20 protein-coding genes and 2 riboswitches are annotated in these 21,528 nt (G+C 38.2%); of the genes, 13 read left to right on the forward strand and 7 right to left on the reverse strand.

Features of this window, described 5'->3' with window-relative positions:
* Positions 1–7 precede the first annotated feature (7 nt).
* Positions 8–901, forward strand: a complete 894-nt coding sequence (locus tag AC27GZ_RS11855) for an amidohydrolase family protein (protein ID WP_487095315.1) — start codon at positions 8–10, stop codon at positions 899–901.
* Positions 902–910: 9 nt separating this feature from the next.
* Here AC27GZ_RS11855 and AC27GZ_RS11860 read toward each other — a convergent pair whose 3' ends face one another.
* Positions 911–2,086, reverse strand: coding sequence for a mandelate racemase/muconate lactonizing enzyme family protein (locus AC27GZ_RS11860; RefSeq protein ID WP_487095317.1), 1,176 nt, complete (start codon positions 2,084–2,086; stop codon positions 911–913).
* Positions 2,087–2,182: 96 nt separating this feature from the next.
* Positions 2,183–2,953 (reverse strand): class II aldolase/adducin family protein, encoded by a 771-nt coding sequence (locus AC27GZ_RS11865; protein WP_487095318.1) that lies wholly within the window; start codon positions 2,951–2,953, stop codon positions 2,183–2,185.
* 145 nt (positions 2,954–3,098) lie between these two features.
* Between AC27GZ_RS11865 and AC27GZ_RS11870 the strand changes: the two genes are divergently transcribed.
* The gene (locus tag AC27GZ_RS11870) at positions 3,099–3,857 is read left to right on the forward strand and encodes an NRDE family protein (protein ID WP_487095320.1); all 759 of its coding nucleotides are present in this window, start codon (positions 3,099–3,101) and stop codon (positions 3,855–3,857) included.
* Positions 3,858–4,020: 163 nt separating this feature from the next.
* The gene (locus AC27GZ_RS11875; protein WP_487095321.1) at positions 4,021–4,473 is read left to right on the forward strand and encodes a DUF4389 domain-containing protein; all 453 of its coding nucleotides are present in this window, start codon (positions 4,021–4,023) and stop codon (positions 4,471–4,473) included.
* Positions 4,474–4,501: 28 nt separating this feature from the next.
* Here AC27GZ_RS11875 and AC27GZ_RS11880 read toward each other — a convergent pair whose 3' ends face one another.
* Positions 4,502–4,675: a hypothetical protein gene (locus AC27GZ_RS11880; RefSeq protein ID WP_487095323.1), complete on the reverse strand. Its 174-nt coding sequence runs from the start codon at positions 4,673–4,675 to the stop codon at positions 4,502–4,504.
* A gap of 85 nt (positions 4,676–4,760) precedes the next feature.
* Between AC27GZ_RS11880 and AC27GZ_RS11885 the strand changes: the two genes are divergently transcribed.
* From AC27GZ_RS11885 to AC27GZ_RS11900, 4 genes are all read left to right on the forward strand, one after another.
* On the forward strand, positions 4,761–5,987 hold the full coding sequence (locus AC27GZ_RS11885; protein ID WP_487095325.1) for a threonine/serine exporter family protein: 1,227 nt from the start codon (positions 4,761–4,763) through the stop codon (positions 5,985–5,987).
* A gap of 9 nt (positions 5,988–5,996) precedes the next feature.
* Entirely contained in the window at positions 5,997–6,647 is a 651-nt protein-coding gene (locus AC27GZ_RS11890; protein WP_487095327.1) for a TetR/AcrR family transcriptional regulator, read from the forward strand.
* A gap of 231 nt (positions 6,648–6,878) precedes the next feature.
* Complete coding sequence (locus AC27GZ_RS11895; RefSeq protein ID WP_487095329.1) at positions 6,879–8,951, forward strand: M13 family metallopeptidase; 2,073 nt, start codon at positions 6,879–6,881, stop codon at positions 8,949–8,951.
* Positions 8,952–9,106: 155 nt separating this feature from the next.
* Positions 9,107–9,301, forward strand: a complete 195-nt coding sequence (locus AC27GZ_RS11900) for a (2Fe-2S)-binding protein (protein ID WP_487095331.1) — start codon at positions 9,107–9,109, stop codon at positions 9,299–9,301.
* Positions 9,302–9,481: 180 nt separating this feature from the next.
* Here the strand turns inward: AC27GZ_RS11900 and AC27GZ_RS11905 are convergent, their stop codons facing one another.
* Positions 9,482–10,483, reverse strand: coding sequence for a hypothetical protein (locus AC27GZ_RS11905; RefSeq protein ID WP_487095333.1), 1,002 nt, complete (start codon positions 10,481–10,483; stop codon positions 9,482–9,484).
* A 479-nt stretch (positions 10,484–10,962) separates the two neighbouring features.
* On the opposite strand from AC27GZ_RS11905, the gene AC27GZ_RS11910 reads away from it, so the two are divergent.
* On the forward strand, positions 10,963–11,658 hold the full coding sequence (locus AC27GZ_RS11910; RefSeq protein WP_487095335.1) for a hypothetical protein: 696 nt from the start codon (positions 10,963–10,965) through the stop codon (positions 11,656–11,658).
* A 457-nt stretch (positions 11,659–12,115) separates the two neighbouring features.
* Here the strand turns inward: AC27GZ_RS11910 and bfr (AC27GZ_RS11915) are convergent, their stop codons facing one another.
* Both bfr (AC27GZ_RS11915) and bfr (AC27GZ_RS11920) read right to left on the reverse strand, forming a co-directional pair.
* A complete protein-coding gene (gene bfr / locus AC27GZ_RS11915; RefSeq protein WP_487095337.1) occupies positions 12,116–12,583 on the reverse strand; it encodes a bacterioferritin in 468 nt (155 codons plus the stop codon).
* Between the two features lie 20 nt (positions 12,584–12,603).
* Positions 12,604–13,089, reverse strand: a complete 486-nt coding sequence (gene bfr / locus AC27GZ_RS11920) for a bacterioferritin (RefSeq protein WP_487095339.1) — start codon at positions 13,087–13,089, stop codon at positions 12,604–12,606.
* Positions 13,090–13,234: 145 nt separating this feature from the next.
* Positions 13,235–13,415: riboswitch (cobalamin riboswitch) on the forward strand.
* Positions 13,416–13,449: 34 nt separating this feature from the next.
* On the opposite strand from bfr (AC27GZ_RS11920), the gene AC27GZ_RS11925 reads away from it, so the two are divergent.
* The 5 genes from AC27GZ_RS11925 (at position 13,450) to AC27GZ_RS11945 (ending at position 18,891) form a co-directional block, all read left to right on the forward strand.
* A complete protein-coding gene (locus tag AC27GZ_RS11925; protein WP_487095341.1) occupies positions 13,450–14,283 on the forward strand; it encodes an ABC transporter ATP-binding protein in 834 nt (277 codons plus the stop codon).
* Positions 14,276–15,262 carry a FecCD family ABC transporter permease gene (locus AC27GZ_RS11930; RefSeq protein ID WP_487095343.1) on the forward strand — a complete coding sequence of 329 codons (987 nt, stop codon included), beginning with the start codon at positions 14,276–14,278 and terminating at the stop codon, positions 15,260–15,262. The genes AC27GZ_RS11925 and AC27GZ_RS11930 overlap by 8 nt, the downstream gene beginning before the upstream one ends.
* A 35-nt stretch (positions 15,263–15,297) precedes the next feature.
* Positions 15,298–15,897, forward strand: a complete 600-nt coding sequence (cobO, locus tag AC27GZ_RS11935) for a cob(I)yrinic acid a,c-diamide adenosyltransferase (RefSeq protein WP_487095345.1) — start codon at positions 15,298–15,300, stop codon at positions 15,895–15,897.
* A gap of 59 nt (positions 15,898–15,956) precedes the next feature.
* Positions 15,957–16,832, forward strand: a complete 876-nt coding sequence (locus tag AC27GZ_RS11940; protein WP_487095347.1) for a cobalamin-binding protein — start codon at positions 15,957–15,959, stop codon at positions 16,830–16,832.
* Positions 16,833–16,851: 19 nt separating this feature from the next.
* A riboswitch (cobalamin riboswitch) is annotated at positions 16,852–17,022 on the forward strand.
* 36 nt (positions 17,023–17,058) lie between these two features.
* On the forward strand, positions 17,059–18,891 hold the full coding sequence (locus AC27GZ_RS11945; RefSeq protein WP_487095349.1) for a TonB-dependent receptor domain-containing protein: 1,833 nt from the start codon (positions 17,059–17,061) through the stop codon (positions 18,889–18,891).
* A gap of 31 nt (positions 18,892–18,922) precedes the next feature.
* On the opposite strand, the gene AC27GZ_RS11950 is transcribed toward AC27GZ_RS11945, so the two are convergent.
* The gene (locus tag AC27GZ_RS11950) at positions 18,923–21,514 is read right to left on the reverse strand and encodes a reprolysin-like metallopeptidase (protein ID WP_487095351.1); all 2,592 of its coding nucleotides are present in this window, start codon (positions 21,512–21,514) and stop codon (positions 18,923–18,925) included.
* Positions 21,515–21,528 lie beyond the last annotated feature (14 nt).

The raw sequence follows: 21,528 nt of genomic DNA on the forward strand, positions 1-21,528 counted from the left end.
TAACCCTATGAAAATTATTGATCCACATGTGCATTTATTTGATATTGAACAAGGTGAATATCAGTGGTTAAGCGCTGAAAACCCACCTTTTTGGTCTGATAAACAACGAATTCATCACACATATACTGAGCTTGATTTAACACTTTCAGCGCCTTTAGCACTTACTGGTTTTGTGCATATTGAAGCGGGTTTTGATAATAATAAACCTTGGCGAGAACTCAGTTTTCTTTCCAAGTCATGCGGTAAGCCTTTTAAGGCTATAGCTAATATAGACTTAAGTGCGAAGAGTGAAGACTTCAAACAGACCTTAGCAAAACTAATATCCCAACCATCCTTCGTTGGTGCTCGCCATATTTTAGATGATGACGCCGTTACTTTATTAACTAACAAGCAAGTACTTACAAACCTTAAAACCCTTAATAAAGTAGCGAAAACTCAACCGCTTATTTTTGAAACACAATTGCCGTTATTGGTAACCTCAGCGGTTAAAGCCTTGAACCAACAGATTACTCAAAATAGTCACATAACCTTTATTATTAACCATGCAGGGTTTCCACCTATAAGCGCACAGTCAGAGGAATGGCAGCGTTGGCAGGTAAATCTGCAACAGCTGTCAAAAATGAGCAATGTCGCTGTGAAATGCTCAGGCTGGGAAATGATAGACAGACATTACCAAAGCCACTGGCTTAATAATAACCTTGAAGTGGTATTTAACTTATTTGGCGAGCAAAGAGTTATGCTAGCGAGTAATTTTCCGCTATGTTTGTTTAGCCAAAAAAGTTACCAAGATTATTGGCAATCACTCATTAATAGTGATTTTTTTCAGGCGCTATCCAAACAACAAAAAAGCGCATTGTGTTATGACAATGCGCTTCGCTATTATCAACTATCTGTGACTTAGCTAAGCAAGTTATTTTATGACCACATGAGGTGAGCGTTTTACGACTTCGTCATTAAGCTCTATACCAATACCTGGCACTTCCGTTACTTGGAAGAAGCCATCAACGGGTTGAGGATCTTGTAAACATAACTCACGGTTCCAGTCTTTAATCGCATAAGTATGATGCTCATGAATTAAAAAGTTAGGAATAGCTGTTTCTAAATGTAACGATGCCGCGGTTGCAACAGGGCCACCACAAACATGTGCTTGTACACGAATATCGTAAACATCTGCATAATCGCAAACTTTTTTAGCTTCGGTAAAACCACCACAGAGGCCAACATCAGGCTGCAGTACATCAATACTCTGTGATTCAAAATAAGGACGTACATCCCAACGGTGATATAAACGTTCGCCGCCAGCAATAGGTACATTAACCTTATCTGAGACTTTTTTATGTACAGCAGAGTTTAAGTAATTCACCGGCTCTTCGTACATCATACAGCCGACTTCTTCTACCACGGCGCCCATTTGAATAGCCGAGGCCGCGCCCATTAAGGAGTGTGATTCGAAAATAATATCGACATCTTCACCAACAGCATCTCTAATCGCACGTAATCGATCCCCAAATAAACGCATTTGTGGCTTGGTAAATAACTTAGTGCGATCAAACGATGAACTGCCATCTTTGTTATAAACGATAGGATCCACTTTAACCGCATCATAGCCTTCACTCACGGCTTTTAATGCTGCTTGTGCATATTCTTCAGGCTCAATCAATTTGGAAATTTCACTATCCCAATCAAATTGTAGCTGACTCGCATAAGTGCGTAGTTTGTCATTCACCTTACCGCCAAGTAATTGGTATACCGGCACTCCTAAGGCTTTAGCTTTGATATCCCAAAGCGCAGTATCTATTGCACTCATTGCAGCATACAACACAGGTCCGCCGCCTAAGCCCCAGAAACTTTCTCTGAGCATACGTGACCACAACAACTCAGTATTAAAAGGGTTAAAGCCAATTAATACCGCTTCAGAAATTTCCTTTAGCATTGCTGCCGCTGCACTGTGTCCCCAGTCGTAGGCTAAACCTGCCTCACCAACACCACTAATGCCTTCATCAGTATGGATACGTACAAAAACTGGATTCCACGCCGGACGTTTTGGGCAATGAATATCAAATACTTCAATATGGGTAATTTTCATCTTGTTCTATCACTCTTTAATTTATTTGCGATAATAGGAATTTGCGAATTATCTATCTGCGCATTATTTATCTGCGAATTGTTTACCTACAAAATACTAATCCGCAAAATCTGGATAAGCTCTTGCTACCCGACGCACCATAGCAGGCCACGCGGTTTCTCCACCTGTTTTACCCGTATGAACAATATTCGCTTGTGCTTTAATACCATCAACAATGCTTTGAGGAGCAAAAATAGGTTTCATACCTGTCGCCATTATTTGTAATTGTACCTGACAAGCACGTGTTAAATCATACATATGCATAAACGCGTCACCAATCGTTTTCCCTAGTGTCATGGCGCCATGATTACGAAGCAGCATAAAATTTGCGTTTCCGAGATCTTCTTGTAGCCGTAACTTTTCATCATGGTTAACCGCTAACCCTTCATAACCGTGATAGCTTATTGAAGCCAACGCAAACATAGAATATTGGCTTAGTGGCAATAAGCCTTCTTCAAGGCTTGCAACGGCAATAGTTTCATTGGTATGTACATGTAATGCACACATGTCATCATGACGAGCTTCATGCACAGCACTATGGATAGTAAAGCCTGCTGGGTTTATTTCAAACGGGCAGTCTTGATCAATAATGTTGCCATCAATATCAATTTTAACTAAGTTTGACGCTGTTACTTCTTCAAAAGCCAAGCCAAAAGCATTAATTAAAATATGTTCAGTTCCAGGAATACGCGCCGAAATATGCGTATGGATAAGATCGTCCCAGCCATGCATGACCATCAAACGATAGCAAGCTGCTAAATCAACACGCACTTGCCATTCAACCTCTGACACTTTGCCTTTTAGACTAACTTTTGGAATTTCAAACATTGTCTTACCTTGTTATACCTTGTCATACTTTATGAATAGGTTAGGAGTGTAAACTTACTTTTAATAAATTTTACCTGAGCTAGCACTGGGTATAAAGAAAGAGTTACCATAAGATATAATTTCATATCAAAAAAGCGTTGTTTATATGTGCATTTTATTTTTTGCGATAAAGCAACACCCCGACTACCCTGTCATCATTTGTGCAAATAGAGATGAATTTCATCAAAGACCAACGAAAGCCATGCATTGGTGGCCGGACAAAGAGTATCGTTCAATATTAGCAGGCAAAGACTTACAAGCAGGAGGCACTTGGCTTGGCTTGAGTAAGCAAGGTCGCTTTAGTGCCTTAACTAATTATCGTCTGCCGCAGCTATTTGATGATAATAAGCCCTCTCGAGGCAATTTAGTCTTAAAAGCTTTGTCTATGCCAGATAGCGAGATTCTCACTTTACTTCAACAGTCATCACAAACATATAATGATTTTAATTTAGTGTTTGGCTCATTAAATCAGCTAAGCTGTTTTGACAGTGTCACTCAAAAAGTACAACCACTTAGCTCAGGCATTCATAGTTTATGTAATGGAGCACTCGATGATATTTGGCCCAAAATGGCACTAGGTCAATCACAGCTTGCCCAAACTATAAAAACACAACCACTCGATATCGACGCGCTATTTACCATTATGCGTAATAGCAGCCAAGCGGAAGTAGAAGATTTACCTAAAACGGGTATACCAAAAGATTGGGAACAATTACTCAGTGCTATTTTCATCACTTCAACCGAATACGGAACTAGAACCACCAACATTATTACTCAAGATAAGCACGGCAAAGTAACTGTTTTTGATCGAACTTTTAACCCAGAAGGTGTCTGCATAAAAACGCAAAACTTCACAACGACATAATATGTCAAACAAACCACATCTTGAGAAAATTGACCATTATTTAGCTTTTGCATAAATAGACAATTGAAACAATATGTATAAGCAACTGATAATTAAATGTATTTTAAATGGCATCCTCTTTGCTCTATCTATATTGTAATTAATATCGTAAAAGGAAAGTCCTATGAAATACAGTGAAGATAAAGATACACAGAATACTGGCAATAACGAAACACCAGTTAATGAAACACCCGTTACAGACACAGTTAACGAATCAGTCAATGAATCTCAATCAGCTCAGCAACATACTGAAAACAAAAGTGAAGATCATACTGTAAATAACGATGAAAAAGAGGCTGGCTTTGAAAAAACATGGCATAACAAAAATGCCTTTAAACGTGGTATTGCCATGTTAGGTTATGGTTTTATTGCAGGCTTTGTTCGTTTAGGTATCACTATTATTGCCATATTTCAGTTTCTATCATTATTATTTGCTGAAAAGCCAAACCAACCCTTAGTGAAATTTGGTCAAAACTTGAATACTTATTTGTATCAAATTAACCAATTTTTAACGGTTAACTCTGAAATGTATCCATTTCCATTTGCTGACTGGCCTGACTCAGCAGTTAAGGAATAAGCAGTTAAGGGGCCAGCTTAACGTTAAGTTAAACCAAGCCTTTAATTAACGCGGCAAGTAAAATAACAAACACTAAAATCCATGAAATTTTACTATATTTTGCTTGCTGCTCAGCGCTCATTGGTTTGCCAAAGCGCTCACCTAAAACCACCATTAATGCCACTACAGCAAAAACCATGGCAAGTATGATTAATAATGTCATTTTTATCCTTGAAAAATTTTACAATTGCTAGAAATACATTAACATAGCTTACCGGCTTTACTTATCTTTTATATTGTATTTTTCTATGACACATGCAGGTGACTTCTACCAAAAACGTCGATTTATTATTCGACTTGGCAAAGCATTACACAAGTTAGGTTCGACTTCTTATCGTTTGGAAGATAACTTACTTTCAATCGCACGATTTTTAGATATTCGTGCCTCATTTATCATCACACCAACTGCATTAACTTTCATCTTATCTGACGAAGAAGACGAGCAACAATACAACCATTTAGTACGTGTGACCCCCGGTGAAATAGATTTAGGCTCTTTAGCAAGAATTGATGAATTAGTGGATGAGCTTATCAATGGTGAACGTTCACTGACCGAAGCGATAGAACGACTCAATGAAATCAATGCTAAGCCGCCACCTTACGGCAATATATTAACCTTTTTCGCCTTTGGTGCTTCAAGTGGCGCGTTTGCCATGTTAATGCACACTAGTTGGCATGATGTTTTTTGGTCAACCATTCTTGGGTTCGTTGTCTTTTTATTCGTTTTATGGGCTGAGCGATCTCGGCGAGTCACTGAAATGTTAGAGCCTATGGCAACGTTAACAACAGCCATGTTAGCGTCCCTCATATCGTTATTTGATCCCAGCATTAATATTCCCATGGTGATTTTATCCAGTATTATCGCTTTTATACCGGGTTTATCGTTAACGGTAGGGTTATCCGAACTGGCTGCAAGGCATTTAATGGCAGGTACAGCACGTATTATGGATAGTGTTATGGTGCTATTCAAACTCTATTTTGGTGCAGTACTCGGCATGGCGCTAGGAAAATTACTTTGGGGAGAAGTGGCCTTCATTGCCCCTGACACTATGCCGGTATGGACATCTTGGTTAGCGGTGACTTGTTTATCAATCTCCTTAGTTATTTTATTTAAAGCTCGATTAAAGGATGCCCCATGGGGAATTATTGCTGGCTATATTTCTTTTAGCGTAAGTATTTGGGCGAGTAACTATTTAGGTGTGGCATTAGGTGCGTTTGTCGGCGCTTTTGCGTTAGGCATTTACAGTAACTTATTTTCACGAATTATGAGCTTACCTTCATCCATAGTGCGCATTTTAGGTTTAGTTGTCTTGGTTCCTGGATCAAAAGTTTATATCGGATTAAACAGTCTAGTTTCAGGTCAAGATATGCTGGCAGTAACGGATTTAGGTTCACAAACCTTTCTTATTTTTATGTCGCTTGTCGCCGGAATTATCTTTTCAAATGTTGCAATGCCTCATGTCAAAACCCTATAGCTGTTACCAATGACCATGAAAACAACAGATGATAAAAACAAAAGCACTCGCTATCACCATGGTGACTTACACAGTTGTTTAATAGAAACCGCCACCATGATGATTGCAGAAGAAGGCATAGCAGCATTGTCACTGAGAAAATTAGCGCTGCGAATTGGTGTGTCGCGCACTGCTGCCTATCACCATTTCAAAGATAAAAATGATCTCCTTTGCGCTATAGCTGCGCAAGGCTTTACTGCTTGGCAAAAACAAGCTGAAAATTTATTTACCGACCCCCAACAAAATGATCGAGAAAAATTCCAAAATTTTGTTCATTATTATGTACATTTTGCGACACAAAACGCCGCAATTTATCAACTTATGTTTGGCAGCACACTTTGGAAACACACAGATAACCAAGATCAAATAGATGAAAAAAGTAGTGAAAACTTAAAAAGTGTTGCTTACCCTAGTTTTCAATATCAAGTTGAAATGATCAAATCATGGCAAGCGCAAGGTATATTACCAAAGTCTGCTTCTTCTTTGCGTTTGGCACAAGTGACTTGGGCAACATTACATGGTATTGCTCTGCTTGTAATTGACGGTATTTATGCCGATTCAAGCCAAGTGGATGAAATGTGCCAATGTGCTGTTGACCTATTTTTAGCTAGCGCCTCCTAAAAGTAATTCCTAAAAGCAATGTTAGCAAAAATCACGTACTTACCACCTACAAATTATTACTCTCAACTACAAATGTAAACAGATGTTTCATCGGCTAGAATTTTTATTGGATTCCCCGTAGTATCGAGAAATGGTGCTTTTCTTGCCGTAATAAATAATTTAACTAGCTATATTATTTATACCTTGATGAAAGTACTCACGATAAATAATACAACAACATGGAATTATATAATGAAAGCGATCATAACAAGCGCTGTTTGCTCTTCCTTACTGCTATTAAGCGGTTGTAGCAATAGCGACAATAACAGTGCAAAAGCACAAAGTAATGTTGAAGCACCACAAAAGACCACATTAGCCTCAGGTATTGAGCAAGCCAATATAGATAACTCTATTCGCCCACAAGATAACTTTTACCGCTATGTTAATGGTGGGTGGATGAACAGTCATGAAATCCCAGGTGATAAAACTGCCATAGGTTCATTTTACGACTTACGTGATCAAGCAGATAAAGATGTAAAAACTATTATCGAAGAGCTTGCCGCTACTGAAAATTTAACCATGGGCTCAGATGAGCAAAAAGTTGCTGATATTTACCGCTCATATATGGACAACGAACGCCGTAACAATGCCGGTACCACACCAGTACAACCTATTTTAGATGTCATAGCTAATATAAAAAATAAAGACGATTTAGCAAAATTTTTCGGTACATACTCAACCGTAGGTATAAATAACCCGTTAGCCTTGTACATTAGCATTGATGCAAAAGCGTCTACTAGTTATGCCATTCATATTTGGCAAAACGGACTTAACTTGCCTGACAGAGACTACTACTTCAATGAAGCAGAGCGTTTTGTTAGTTTACGTGAAGGTTATGTTAAGCATATTGAAAATATGTATAACTTAGCCGGCCTAGGCCAAGGAGCTGAAGCGGCTAAAAATATCATGGTATTAGAAACTAGCCTTGCAAAACATCACTGGACCCGAGTACAAAGTCGTGACAGTGAGAAACGTTATAATAAATTTGCTACATCAGAGTTGAACAAATTAACAGACAAATTTAACTGGCAAGCATTCTTAGCCGCTGAAAATGTTGCTAGTCAAAAAGATATCATTATCAACCAACCTGACTTCATAGAAGGATTTGGTAAGGTTTTTGATGAAACATCCATTGATGTATGGAAACAATACCTAACTTTTAACACTTTAAGTGCTTTTTCAAGTTATTTAACAGCCGAAATTGATAATGAAAATTTTGACTTCTTTTCTAAGCAATTAAGTGGCAGAAAAGAGCAAAGACCACAGTGGAAACGTGGAGTGAGTGTTGTTAATTCCAACTTAGGTGAAGTCATTGGTAAAGTATATGTAGCTCGACACTTCACACCTGCTGCTAAATCACGCATGAGTGAGTTAGTTGAAAATTTACGCAACGCCTATGGCTCAAGTATTGATGAACTCACTTGGATGTCAAAAGACACCAAAAAAGCAGCACATGTTAAGCTTGCCGCGTTCACACCTAAAATTGGTTACCCTGATAAGTGGGAAGATTACTCAAGCTTAACCATCAAGTCTGATGACATTGTCGGTAATATTATTCGTTCACGTAAAGTGTCTGCCGAAAAAGAAATCGCTAAACTTGGCGGCCCAATCCGCAAATGGGAATGGCATATGACACCGCAAACGGTTAATGCCTACTACAACCCTCCTGCAAACGAAATTGTATTCCCTGCAGCAATATTACAACCACCATTTTTTAATATGAAAGCGGATGATGCCGTAAACTATGGTGGTATTGGCGCTGTTATAGGTCACGAAATGGGCCATGGTTTTGATGACCAAGGAAGTAAATATGATGCCGAAGGTAATCTTCGTAACTGGTGGACAGAGCAAGATTTAGCTGAATTTAAAAATCGCACTAAAATACTTGTTGAGCAATATGCTAACTATAAAGTCTTTGATGACTTACACGTAAACGGTGAATTAACTTTAGGTGAAAATATTGGCGATTTATCTGGTGTAACAATCGCTTATAAAGCCTATAAAGCGTCGCTCAAAGGTAAAGAAGCGCCAGTTATTGATGGCTTAACAGGTGATCAGCGATTCTTCATGGGGTATGCACAAATTTGGCGTTCGAAAATTGTTGAAAAATCTATGCGTAACCGTGTAGCGACAGACCCTCACTCACCGGGCGAGTTCCGTGCACTTGGCTCACTTTCTAACATGAATGAATTCTATGATGCATTCGATGTTAAAAAAGGCGACGCTATGTATATTGCACCAGAAAAACGAGTAAAAATCTGGTAAATGATACAAAAACAATAATTAAATGATTAAATAAAAAAGCAGCTTCGGCTGCTTTTTTTGATCCTAAACAAAGCTTTAATAGAATTGATATTGATAACCACTCTCATTTGCATTAGTATAATGCGTATTCGTTAATATCATTTTCTGTTTTGCTTATGTACGTATGTATTTGTCACGGTGTAACTAACACACAAATTGAAGCCGCAGTAGACAACGGCGCCCACACCATGAAACAACTGAGTGGTGAATTAAAAATTGGCTCACAATGTGGTAAATGTTGCCAATGTAGCAAAAAAGTCTTAAACAACAGACTCATGCAAATTGCTGAAGCAGAGCCTAAAATTGCTTAATATTGCCAATATAGTTTAGTCAGCACCAGCATTTACCTCTTCAAAAGTTGAGCTTTAAATAAACGGATGAATTAAGCATCTTATCAAGATAGCAATAAGCCTTTACGGTCATTCACCTAATTGCTTTCCATGTTTTAAAAATACCATTAAGTGACCGTAAACACTTAAACAGCTAACTTATTACATGTTATCAAATAGCAAATAGCTGCTATTCCAGTCATCATAATTTCGGTGTTCTATACCAAGTTCATCAAGCTCAATTAGGGCTTCATCTGAATATACCGCCTTTAATATTTCCAAAGCTGAAATATAATCCCCATGAGATTGGAAAAAGTTAGATTGACCATGACTGTTCATTTCTTCTTCATAATAAGGGTAAGCTCTGATAAGTGCTCTTTCTGCTTCATTCCAGAAAAAGCTAATTACTGCAATGGTTGCTTCTTCATTGATTGCCTTGTAAGTATCACTATAATTAATACGCGCTGATTTTAAGTAGTATTGTAAATAGAGCATCATATCGACAATACCGTCAACTTGAAATGTATAAAAGGCCTCATAACTCAAATGATGTTTATCAAAGCCTGACTCAATAAAATCTAACTGAAAATGACCGTCACCTATATAAGCAGATAACTCATCTAATAGCGTTGTAAATCTATTCCCATTAACCGTTTTTGACATTTCTATATAAGCAGCATACCTACCCCTAGCTTTTAGATTTTCAGGAAGTGTTTCTTCTACAATGCTGTAGCTTACAGTCTCACTACCATATAGAGATGTAATATAGAATTGGCCATTATAAAAATATTGATTGAATTGAGTTACTGAACACCAAGGAGAACGGAGCGAGATTTTATGGTGAACCTCATGAAGTGCTAAACTAAGTGAGCCTCCTTCAATATTAACCCAATTCATATAATCTTCAGGGTAAGTTAAAAAAACTTGATTAGCATAAGTTGGACTTACAGATTCTAATACAGATTGGACATCTATCAGTTGCTGATTATTCAAATTCGCATCACTAGCAGATAAATTAGTAGAATTAAGCTGCTTACATTCTGAATCATTAGGTCGCTTCCAAGTCGAGGATGGGGATTTATCTTTTGAACTCTCGCCCCCACCACAAGATGATACGAAAAATGAGATAGCAATAACTTGGCTAAGTTTGATTATTTTTTTCATTTTAAAATCCATTTTATAAATAAGATAAGTGTCTGCAAAGTAAATAAATTAACAATGCAATTTACTTTAAACAACCAAAAGAGATAAAAATCCTGAAGAAACAATAGCATGATGCCTTGTTGTCATACAAGTAACTGAAGATAGAACAGTCAGCAGTGAGCTTAAAACTAGCGCTGAAATTTGGTAATAATTTGAATAAGTCTTAACTTGAACTGCCAAATTTGATTTCTCGAGCAGAATCAAATCTGACAATGAATGGCTAATTAGTGCCAACAGCGTAAGTGAATATAATCCCTTAAAGTTAGCCTTGATGGTCTGTTGTGCCACAAAAGCGGTCATAGCAATATTTAAAAATATGGCTCTTACAGTGCTGCCATTAGCGTTAATATCAACAAATAGAAAGACTATTGTTTAAAGTTGCACAGCTTTATTGATTCTACTATCCTATTAATTCTTATAAAAAAATCAAGTTGGATATAATGTTTCTTCGCAGACTTTCTCAACACCTAAAAGAACAAAGCTGGCTTGCGGTTACCTTAGATTTTCTAATAGTAGTTTTAGGTATATTCATTGGTCTACAAGTAACAAATTATTCGACTGTTCAAAAAGAGAAGGCATTACTGAAAGAAAAACTAACAATCTTGTTAATCGAAACACAAGAAATAATAACTGAATCTGAGGCTTTACCGATTTTTCTAGAAAAATTGATTATCGATTCAAACACACTATTGAAAATAACAAAATCCTGTAGAAAAAGTGATGAATTTAATATGCTCCTTACTTCTCTTGCTAGCTATAGCTCTATGGGAGAGAGTGCTCGGTTGAGTGTTGATGATTTAGAGCAACATTCCCCATTATTAACTAGTGCGTTTCGTAAGCAATTAAGATCATATAAAAGTAATATTGGCACCTTAATTAATCACAGTTCTGCCAATACCCAACTATTGACAGATTTTCATTTATTAAAAAGCCCGTATATTGGTATGAGGGGGACTGATTTAACTTTGACTTTAAATCAACCGATAGAAGAAATTTGCACTAAACCTGATTTTTACAAGTATATTTTGTTACCTAAAGTTATGGCTGAAGTTGAATTAGGATTAATAAATGAATCTCAAAAACTAATTAACGCCTTTCAAAAAAGTATACAGAGTGAAATTGAAACCCTGAACTAACTTCTACTCTTTATAGGCATAAAGTTAATGTTCAACAATCGAATATTCACAGGCGGCAATGAGCTTGAAGCAGACCGTCAGGCAACTCATTCCAACTTCCGTTGCTCGCTCATAGCGGCCTGTCAAATGAAATACTAACTTATCCATCGAAAATGTAAGATCAGATATGAGCTACTACAAATAATTCTCTAAGAAGAATCCTTTTTTTTACGCATAAAATTAATGCCAGCAATAGGTTCATTGCTGGCATATTTTTGTGTGCGATTAATTCAAAGACAAAGTTAATGGACTAGATTAAAAATAAACTACTCCCCTTACCCTTCAAAAAAGTAGAGTTATTTCCTTAACTATCTCATTTTCAACTAGGCTAACTTCTCTATTAAATTCTCTATTAAACTTCTCTATTAAACATAATTAAACATAGCTATTAAACTTAACTGACTAATCCAACTAAACGTTAAGACATCATCGATTGTATATAATTTTCTAATCCGGCATTATCAATTAAGTACTGCTGTGCTTCAATCCAGTCAATTTGCTCTTCAACATTCTCAAGTAAATCTTCAGCACAATCTCGACTAATATAGTCTTGCGCTAGCTCACAAGCCGCTATAACTTCTTGTAATACCGCTCTAGAGTTCAATTCTAAATCTAAATTTGCTTGTAACATTTCTGGCGCATTTTCACCAATATACAAACGGCCTAAATCCTGTAGGTTTGGTAAACCTTCTAAAAAAAGTATCCGCTCAATTAAGTCATCCGCTTGCTTCATTTTTTCAATTGAGATCTTATAGTCAGCTTTATTTAATTTATCTATTCCCCAGTTTTTATACATTCTGGCATGGAGAAAATATTGATTGATCGCCACTAACTCTACAGCCAATGCTTTATTTAGTAATGCGATAATATTTTTATCACCTTTCATGACAATACTCCTCGCTATGCTTAACCCGCTGGTTGGCTACCCATTTGTGACTGAATATAATTATTGAGCCCAATCTTATCAATTAGCCCAATTTGTTTTTCAAGCCAATAAACATGATCTTCTTCAGTATCTTCTAATAGCTTGGTAAGCATTTCCCGACTTTGAAAGTCCTGCTCAGCTTCACATAATGTAATAGTTGCTTTTAACGCTGCCACAACTTCCATTTCCAAAATAAGATCATTTTTCAACATAGACGGCACGTCTTCGCCAATAATCAGGTCTCGTCGGTCAGTTAAATTTGGGGTTCCTTCTAAAAATAAAATCCGCTTAATAAGGGCGTCAGCATGGGTAATTTCTTCCTGCATCTCATGATCAAGCTGCTGATAGAGCTTGTCTAATCCCCAATCGTCATACATACGTGAGTGGGTAAAATACTGGTCAATTGCTGCTAACTCATTTTTTAATAAGCCATTTAAGCTATCAATAACTTTTTGATTACCTTTCATTTTATAACTCCAATCGTTAATACTATTGTTGACTCATTAAGTGTAGTTGAATATCACTATTCTACAATTTGTCCCGCATCAAATTTTCACCATGAAACCGAAAAATTTTTACTTGTCGTGTGTTACTACACTTATTTAGCCATCTAAACATCTAAAGCTTGCAGCTAACCATAAGACAAGGTAAACTTCTTCTCGTTCTAGGGAATGGGGTGCCTTCAATTGCAAACTAGCAGTTGACGAAATCCTCAACTGTACCCGCAACTGTGAGTCGTCACCTTAAAATGGTAAACGATAAGTCAGATACCTAGTTACTACACTATACAACTCAATGCATTGCGTGCGGGAAAACACCAAACTTTTATGTCAACACAACTACAAGTAAACCAACTTAATTGGTTGGTGAATCACAAAAATATTTTAAAAGATATTTCCTTTGACGTTAGTCAAGGCGAGGTGATTGGCATAATCGGTCCAAACGGCGCAGGAAAAACCAGTTTATTGCGTTGTATAACCAATCAAGTGAAGCACAATGCTCATTCAAAAATCTCTGGCAGTATCCGCCTAAAAAATAAAACGCTACAGCACTATAGTGCTAAACAACTGGCACAATACTTTGCCCTTGTCGCGCAAAAATCTGAGCCTATTTTTTCACTCACTGTTATAGACATTGTAAAAATGGGCTTATTGCCTCATCAAAGCTTATTCGCTATCGATAGTGATCATGACAAAGCACAAGTAAAGGTAGCCTTGAAAAAAGTCGGTTTGGCTGATGAAGGCAATAAAGTCTTCAGTCAGCTATCAGGCGGCGAACAGCAACGAGTGCTCATTGCACGTGCTTTAGTGCAGAAAGCACAAATTCTCATTCTTGATGAGCCAACAAACCATCTTGATGTTTATTACCAACATCAAATATTACAACTGGTAACACAACTCAATATTACCGTCATCATGACAGTGCACGATCTCAACCTCGCCAGCCAATTTTGCCAACGGTTGTTATTACTCGATAAAGGTCAATTGATTTGTGATGGTAGCCCACAAGAAGTGCTTAACGAAACTCAGCTACAGCAAGTATTTAAACTGCCTTGTACTCTAGAACAAGACCCCATAACCGAAAGGCCTAGAGTCTATTTTTCTCTGCCGCAGCAAAAAGACGTATCAGCAGAAATAACCGTAGGTGACAGTAATGAATAAACTAACAATAAAAATAGCAATACTGAGCATTTTTGTGTTTATTTCTTTACTTGCTGGCTTGAATTTTGGGCCAGCGAATTTTACCTATAATGAAGTTTTCAACTGCTTGCTTGGTAATTGTCATAATCAAATTAGTGAAATGGTTATTTGGCAAGTCAGAACGCCCCGCGTATTAGTGGCTCTGGTGGCAGGTATGGGGCTCGCCATCGCCGGTGCTATTTTACAAAACACTACACGTAATCCCTTAGCAGACCCTTACTTGTTTGGTATCGTATCTGGTGCCGGTTTAGGCGCGACTATTGCGAACTTAGTATTAACTGACGAGCTCAGTATTGCCCTTCCTCTTGCAGCATTTTTAGGCGCATTATTTGCGATAACCATAGTCGTCTTCATCGCCAATATCTTAAAACGAACAGAGCAGTTACTCCTTGCAGGTGTGGCTGTATCTTTTATGTTAGCCGCTGTTACTCAGTTTATATTGTATTTTGGCGAACCCTTTGCCACCAACAGAGTCATCTTTTGGTTAATGGGAAGTCTTGCCCGAGTAGAAATGAGTAACTTTTATATCATTGCCAGCATGTTATTAGTTGTCACTATTACCATCATCGCTTTGCATCGACATATTGATGCTTTACTTCTTGGTGACGAAAGTGCCGCAAGTCTAGGCGTGGATGTAGATAAATTAAGACTATTAATGCTGGGGATTTGTGCTGCTATCACCGCAACCATTGTTGCTTATTGCGGTGGAATAGGCTTTGTCGGCTTAATGATCCCCCATATTGTTAGGCATTTGATTGGCGTTACCACACTAAAACTAGTGCTAGGTAGCGCACTTATTGGCGGCTCTTTTCTAATTTGGGTTGATATAATCGCCCGTACAGCTTTAAACGACGCTGAAATTCCTATTGGTATTATAACTTCAGCACTCGGTAGTGTTTTCTTCATCTTTATAATGATCCGTAGTAAGAGGCTCAACTAAAGGTATCCTAATTTCTAAACGCAAAGTGTAAAACTATGACAGATAAAAAAAACGCACAGCATAAAAAACGTATGCAATCAGTAAAAGAGAAAGTCGATCAACGCATTAACAATGCTCAAGAAGAGCGCGGCTTACTGATTGTTATTACCGGTAACGGCAAGGGTAAATCTACCTCAGGATTTGGGACTATTGCCCGAGCTGTTGGTCATGGTTTAACAGCTGCCGTTGTCCAATATATTAAAGGAACATGGGCATGTGGTGAACGCCAATTACTTGAAAATGCTGGTGTTAGCTTTGATGTTATGGCCACAGGCTTTACTTGGAATACGCAAGATAAAGAAAAAGATACCCAAGCTGCTCAACAAGTGTGGCAACGAAATAAAGCCTTACTGGCGGATGAAAGCATCGATGTAGTATTACTCGATGAAATGACTTACATGATTGCCTATAAATACATTGAGTTAGATGAACTTATCACGGCATTAAAAAATAGACCTAAAAATCAGCATGTTATCATTACTGGGCGAGCATGCCATCGAGAAATTATCGAACTAGCAGACACAGTGAGTGAAGTGCAATCAATCAAGCATGCGTTCGACAATGGCTTAAAAGCTCAGAAAGGCATTGACTGGTAGCAAATCAATAACAAGTGAATAACGTCTAGACGGAAATTACAGCTTGTAAGAGTGCAAATATGACTAAAATAACGCAATATCTGATAACGCTAGCACTGTTAACTATTAACTTTACTAGCACAGCAAACACCGATTCCGAGGCGAAGGCGAAACCTAGTATTATCGCCCTTTCACCACATATAGTAGAAATGCTGTTTGATATTGGTGCTGGCAAACAAATTATCGGCACTACTGCTTTTGCAGACTATCCAGTGCAAGCTAAAAGCATCCCTGTTGTCGGTAATTATCTACGCTTACAAATCGAGAAAGTTATCGCTTTACAGCCAGATATAATTATTGCTTGGAAAAGCGGTAACCCAAGTGATGATCTAGCCCGCTTGCAACAACTCGGTTTTAATATTGTTTATTCACAACCGCACTCGTTTGCCGATGTTGCTAAAGAAATGCGCCTGTTTGGCGAGTTAACAGGTCATAAAGCACAAGCTGAAAAAGTTACCCAAGAGTTTTTAGCTAAACTCAATGACATAACCCTGCAATATCAAGGTAAAACTAACCTAATCGGCTTCTATGAGTTATGGTCTAGACCGTTAACAACAGTCGCTAAAGGAAGTTGGCCACAGCAGTTTTTATCTATATGTGGTGTTGAAAATCCTTTTGAGCAAGTTATAACGCCTTATCCACAAATAAATATAGAAAAGGTACTGCAAACGCCAATACAAGTCATTATTCAACCGCTTTCTGAAAATCAAACCGATAAGCAAGGTTTTAACTGGCAAGACTGGCCAAGTATTCCCGCGGTTAAACATAACAAAATTATTCAACCTGATGCTGATGCCATGCACCGTATGACAGTGCGCAGCCTCAAGGAATTACAAAATTTGTGCGCAGACATAGATGATATAAGAGAGTGGCTGCAAAACAATAACGCGCTTTAAATTCCCTTAAAAGAAAATAAAGCATATAAACATTTTAGGTGCTGATCCTTGAAATCAAGATATATCAGTGAAACGGGAAATAGGTGCATACCAACTAGGTATAACCCCTATACTGCCCCCGCAACGGTAATAAGTGCAACATTCTAAATGCACTTTCAGTCCGGAGACCGGCCTAAAATCAAATTAATTATTGTAAGTACGGTGGGTGCTTATAGTTGAGGACAACATGAAAAAAACACTTTTAGCTTTAACCATAACGAGTACTTTTACATCAGGCTTAGCCTTCGCAAACACCGCACAAGACAGTGTAGACGAATTAGAAACCATAGTCGTTACCGCTAACCGCACACCACAAAACCAAGCAGACCTTCTTAGCAGTGTCAGTGTAATTACGCGTGCTGATATCGACATATCACCTGCTAGCTCAGTGGCTGAGCTATTAAACGAAGTGAATGGCTTACAAATATCCCAAACGGGTGGTGCGGGTCAAACAACGTCATTATTTAGTCGAGGTACAAACGCTGGTCACACGTTAGTGGTTATTGATGGACAACGCATCAGCTCAGCAACACTAGGGCAAGTAGCTTTTGCCAATCTCAGCGTTGAACAAATAGAACGTATAGAAGTAATTAAAGGCCCTCGTGCTGCGCTATGGGGCTCGGACGCTATTGGTGGCGTTATTCAAATATTTACCCGCCAATTAGGCGCAGGTGAAATCGCTATAGATGCAGGGTTAGGCAACCAAAAGCAGCAGCAAGCAAGTATTAGTGGCGCTATTGGTCATGGTGACGGTTCAACCACCTTTACTGCCTCAACGAAATCAAGTGACGGTTATGATGTTTACGATTTAGCTGAAGATGATGATGACGGTTACAGTCGTGAGAATCTATCTGTGATTGGCCAGCAACAACTGAGCAAGCAATGGCAAATTAATTGGTTAGCTAAATATAACCAAGGTGAGACTGAGTATGATAGTGCTTTTGGCGGTGCAAACGAAAGTTCATTTGATGCCTTGCAATGGCAACTATCAGCGAATCAAACTAATGGCGATTGGTATCAGCAGTTATTTGTAGGCCAGCAAAAAAATTCCAGCACCACCTTTGGTAATGGTATTAGTGAAGCGAATAGCAGCACGTTTGAAACAGACCGTTTACAAGGCTCTTGGTTAGCAAGCTATCAGTTTACTGAGCAATTAAACTCTAGTGTTGGTGTTGAGCTTATCAATGAAAAAGTTGATACCCAAACAGCTTATACGGTTGATGAACGTGACATTCACTCTGCATTTACTCGTTTAGCTTATGATAATGACTCATTAATTTTAGACGGTGCACTTCGTTTTGATGATGTTGAAGGTATTGATAGCGAAGTTACCTATAACCTCAGTGCTGGCTTTCGTTTTGCTGGAAGTTCTCTAGTTAGTTTAAATATTGGCAGCGGTTTTAAAGCACCTAGTTTTAACGACCTTTATTACCCGAATGATGGTTGGTCGTACGGTAATCCAGACCTAAAAGCTGAAACTTCTGATAGCATAGAGCTATTATTAAAAACCAGTGTTGTGGGTATTGATACTGAATTAAGTATTTATAACACTAAGATTGATAACTTAATTGAATGGCAACCGGATGAAAACTACGCTTATCATCCAGTTAATGTTAATGAAGCTGAAATTGATGGTGTAGAACTGACTCTATCTACCGAGTTACTCGGTTTAAACCATAGAGTACAGCTGAACTATTTAGACGCTAAAGATAAAGTAACTGATGAGCCATTAATTCGCCGCGCTAAGCAAAGTGGTAGTTATCAAATTAGCCAAACATGGGAAAGTTTCAGTTTACTTGCCAGTGTCAACTATCAAGGGGAGCGTGAAGATAGCCAATGGCCAGGTACGGTGACTTTACCTAGCCATACAATTGTCAATGCGAGTGCTACCTATCAGCTAGCCTCAGACTGGACTCTTGGCCTAAAAGTGAACAACATTTTTGACAGAGACTATGTCACTAATAATCACTATGTTGGTCAACCTGCTCAATACTTATTCACGGTTAGCTACCGAAATTAAGTCTTAATAAAACACTGTACTAAAATGCCTGTTACTTTGATCTGCTCCTAGTGACAGGCATTTTTATAGTTTTGAGCAAAATAACCAAGCTCAAAAACAACAACCAAAATACACTCCCTGAAGAACTCGACTTGTTAGATACCTCTGAAACATCCGAAGGCTCGCTAACACCTGCTTCGACATTAATAGACACAATAAACACTTCACTACTTAACGTGCCTTTATGGCTAGTTATGCCAACAGAAAGCTCACCTGAAAAATCACTGTTTGGTGTCACGGTATTACCTGAAACAACATAATTATCGCCACTATCGAGTGTAAAAGACGTTGGCATTTCACAGTCATAAGTAAACATACTTGATGTGATGGTTAAGCTTTCACCTTGATTTATCGATAAAGTTTGTTGCTCAACAATAGCAATTTCTTCCGCGGTAGTCGGTTTATTAATAGTAAAATTACCACTATTAATAGCGAAAAAGATATTGTCAGAACAGCTCACTTTCACTCTTGCTAATTGAGTATTAATGTCACTAGAACAATAGTCATTTAAAGAAACCTCTCCAGCACCGTTATTAGTAATATTACTGGCTAAGGTACGTGAAAAGTTATTTCCACCATCACTTGATAACAATATATCCACCGATACACAATTAATTGGATTGTGATCTGTATCTGCCACCTGCCAACTTACCTGCTCACTGTTATTAGACCAAACGGCATCGCTTAAAGGGCTATTAATAGTAAAAGCCTCACCTGTATCAACAACGGTTATTTCATTAGCATCAAAACTAACACCACCTTCTCCATCACGTACCAATAATCGAAAATTCATTGCTCTATTGGTTGTCGGTAGCACTTCGCCGATAACAGCGGTATCGGTTAGAATACTCTCAAGTCTAGGGAAAACTCTTGTTCCATGACTAACAGGCTCCCAAGCTCGAAATAATGGTCTTGAACCGTCATCAACTTGCTCTGAGCGAGAACCACTAGCGGGACCTAAATCAAATTGCTGCCAACTATAGGTAAGGTTGTTGCTATCTACATCGGTAGCACTCCCCGTTAACATAAAGGGCGTGTTTGCAGGGATGGTATAATCTGCGCCAGCATCAACAATCGCTGTATTATTGTTTTCTCCCGTGACAACCCCACAATGTTGACCACCACCTTGTGTGATAAATTCATTCACTTCATCAATTGAGCGACTATGAAAAAATGCATCTGAGTGATCTTGTAAATTTTGACTACCGCAAATTCCGGCATAACTCATAATCGTTGAACCACTCCCCACTTCATAGGCTGATGCCGAATAGCGATTGCCGGCACAGGATCCCGCACTACCATTAAAAGAGTGGGAAGCGCCAAATTGATGTCCAATTTCATGGGCAACATAATCAATATAAAAAGCATCATTATTTGGTATCTCTGAGCCTGTCACCCCATCCCCTTTATATTGATCATGACAAACGGATTCTAAAACCGCTAAACCTCCACCACCTGTACCTACCACATGACCTATGTCATAACTGTCACTGCCAATAATGTCATTGATGACTTGGGTATTCACATCACCATCATTACTGTTATTTTCAAAAGGGTCAGTATTGGCGTCAGTAAAAATAAGTAAATTATTATCAGCCACCAACTCCAACTTTATCGCTAAATCTCGCTGAAAAACTTCATTAATTCGATTAATTAAAGTGACAATTTCTGCCATGGCGCTATCAACATTACCGCCATTAAACTCTGTATATTCTGCCGCCGCCGATATGGCTAGTCGGAAGGTTTTAATACTACTTTGGCTTGGTTCACTTTTAGCCGCGATTGTCTGCTGAGATTTTATGAGATTACTATTGTGACGATTTCGAAGCGAAGGGTTACGTAAATTCTGCTTTGGCGATTTAAATTGAAATTGCTCTCTATTAACTAAAGTCCCCTCTTTTCCCCAGTAACTTTGGTAACTTTCTTGCTCAGAAAAACTTCGCACTAACCGAGTTGGCTTAATATTGCTCTCCTGCTTTGCAACTTTAGCAGGATGAGTTACTTTACTGATTAGCGAGGTTTTCGGTTCAACAAAAACTAACTCACCTTGATAATAAAACATGCCATGAAAACCGTTAGGGGTGATATCAAATCGACCACGGTTGTTGGCATTATTAACCGCTACACCGACAAATGTTTTAATATCAGGATAATCCTGCATAAGCTCAGCAGCCATAATACTGTTAGGCGTTAAGGTAAAATCAACTAACTCACCGTTAGGTAAAGGAACAGAAATAACGAAATTTTCACCTTCACTCAATAACAAAGTTCGCAAACGATGGCTGTCTACGTTATATGCTCTAATGCCCGAGTGAGTTAATTTGTTTGAATCAGTTAGCCTTTCAACCATAGCAACTTCTTGCCAGTGCCTAAATTGACTTAGGGTATTATCAGCATTGGCTATATTGATATGGAAAAAGTAACTCAGCAGAGCTAGCCAACCCAAATAATTGCAGCTTAAATACTTGCGACTTAAGTTCTGGCAGTCTAATAAGTGAAAACAGCGTTTACTTAACAGCTTGATCATTAAAATATCAATTCTTATATTTTCAGGTTCATAAATAAAGGTTAGTGCTAAAGGCATAAAAAAACCACCGG

It is taken from the genome of Colwellia sp. SU-HH00943 (assembly GCF_057546125.1).

Bases quoted from the DNA above. Each gene is read 5' to 3' on its own strand.
- AC27GZ_RS11855 (WP_487095315.1), top strand. From the start codon at position 8: ATGAAAATTATTGATCCACATGTGCATTTATTTGATATTGAACAAGGT.
- AC27GZ_RS11860 (WP_487095317.1), bottom strand. From the start codon at position 2,086: ATGAAAATTACCCATATTGAAGTATTTGATATTCATTGCCCAAAACGT.
- AC27GZ_RS11865 (WP_487095318.1), bottom strand. From the start codon at position 2,953: ATGTTTGAAATTCCAAAAGTTAGTCTAAAAGGCAAAGTGTCAGAGGTT.
- AC27GZ_RS11870 (WP_487095320.1), top strand. From the start codon at position 3,099: ATGTGCATTTTATTTTTTGCGATAAAGCAACACCCCGACTACCCTGTC.
- AC27GZ_RS11875 (WP_487095321.1), top strand. From the start codon at position 4,021: ATGAAATACAGTGAAGATAAAGATACACAGAATACTGGCAATAACGAA.
- AC27GZ_RS11880 (WP_487095323.1), bottom strand. From the start codon at position 4,675: ATGACATTATTAATCATACTTGCCATGGTTTTTGCTGTAGTGGCATTA.
- AC27GZ_RS11885 (WP_487095325.1), top strand. From the start codon at position 4,761: ATGACACATGCAGGTGACTTCTACCAAAAACGTCGATTTATTATTCGA.
- AC27GZ_RS11890 (WP_487095327.1), top strand. From the start codon at position 5,997: ATGACCATGAAAACAACAGATGATAAAAACAAAAGCACTCGCTATCAC.
- AC27GZ_RS11895 (WP_487095329.1), top strand. From the start codon at position 6,879: ATGAAAGCGATCATAACAAGCGCTGTTTGCTCTTCCTTACTGCTATTA.
- AC27GZ_RS11900 (WP_487095331.1), top strand. From the start codon at position 9,107: ATGTACGTATGTATTTGTCACGGTGTAACTAACACACAAATTGAAGCC.
- AC27GZ_RS11905 (WP_487095333.1), bottom strand. From the start codon at position 10,483: ATGAAAAAAATAATCAAACTTAGCCAAGTTATTGCTATCTCATTTTTC.
- AC27GZ_RS11910 (WP_487095335.1), top strand. From the start codon at position 10,963: ATGTTTCTTCGCAGACTTTCTCAACACCTAAAAGAACAAAGCTGGCTT.
- bfr (WP_487095337.1), bottom strand. From the start codon at position 12,583: ATGAAAGGTGATAAAAATATTATCGCATTACTAAATAAAGCATTGGCT.
- bfr (WP_487095339.1), bottom strand. From the start codon at position 13,089: ATGAAAGGTAATCAAAAAGTTATTGATAGCTTAAATGGCTTATTAAAA.
- AC27GZ_RS11925 (WP_487095341.1), top strand. From the start codon at position 13,450: ATGTCAACACAACTACAAGTAAACCAACTTAATTGGTTGGTGAATCAC.
- AC27GZ_RS11930 (WP_487095343.1), top strand. From the start codon at position 14,276: ATGAATAAACTAACAATAAAAATAGCAATACTGAGCATTTTTGTGTTT.
- cobO (WP_487095345.1), top strand. From the start codon at position 15,298: ATGACAGATAAAAAAAACGCACAGCATAAAAAACGTATGCAATCAGTA.
- AC27GZ_RS11940 (WP_487095347.1), top strand. From the start codon at position 15,957: ATGACTAAAATAACGCAATATCTGATAACGCTAGCACTGTTAACTATT.
- AC27GZ_RS11945 (WP_487095349.1), top strand. From the start codon at position 17,059: ATGAAAAAAACACTTTTAGCTTTAACCATAACGAGTACTTTTACATCA.
- AC27GZ_RS11950 (WP_487095351.1), bottom strand. From the start codon at position 21,514: ATGCCTTTAGCACTAACCTTTATTTATGAACCTGAAAATATAAGAATT.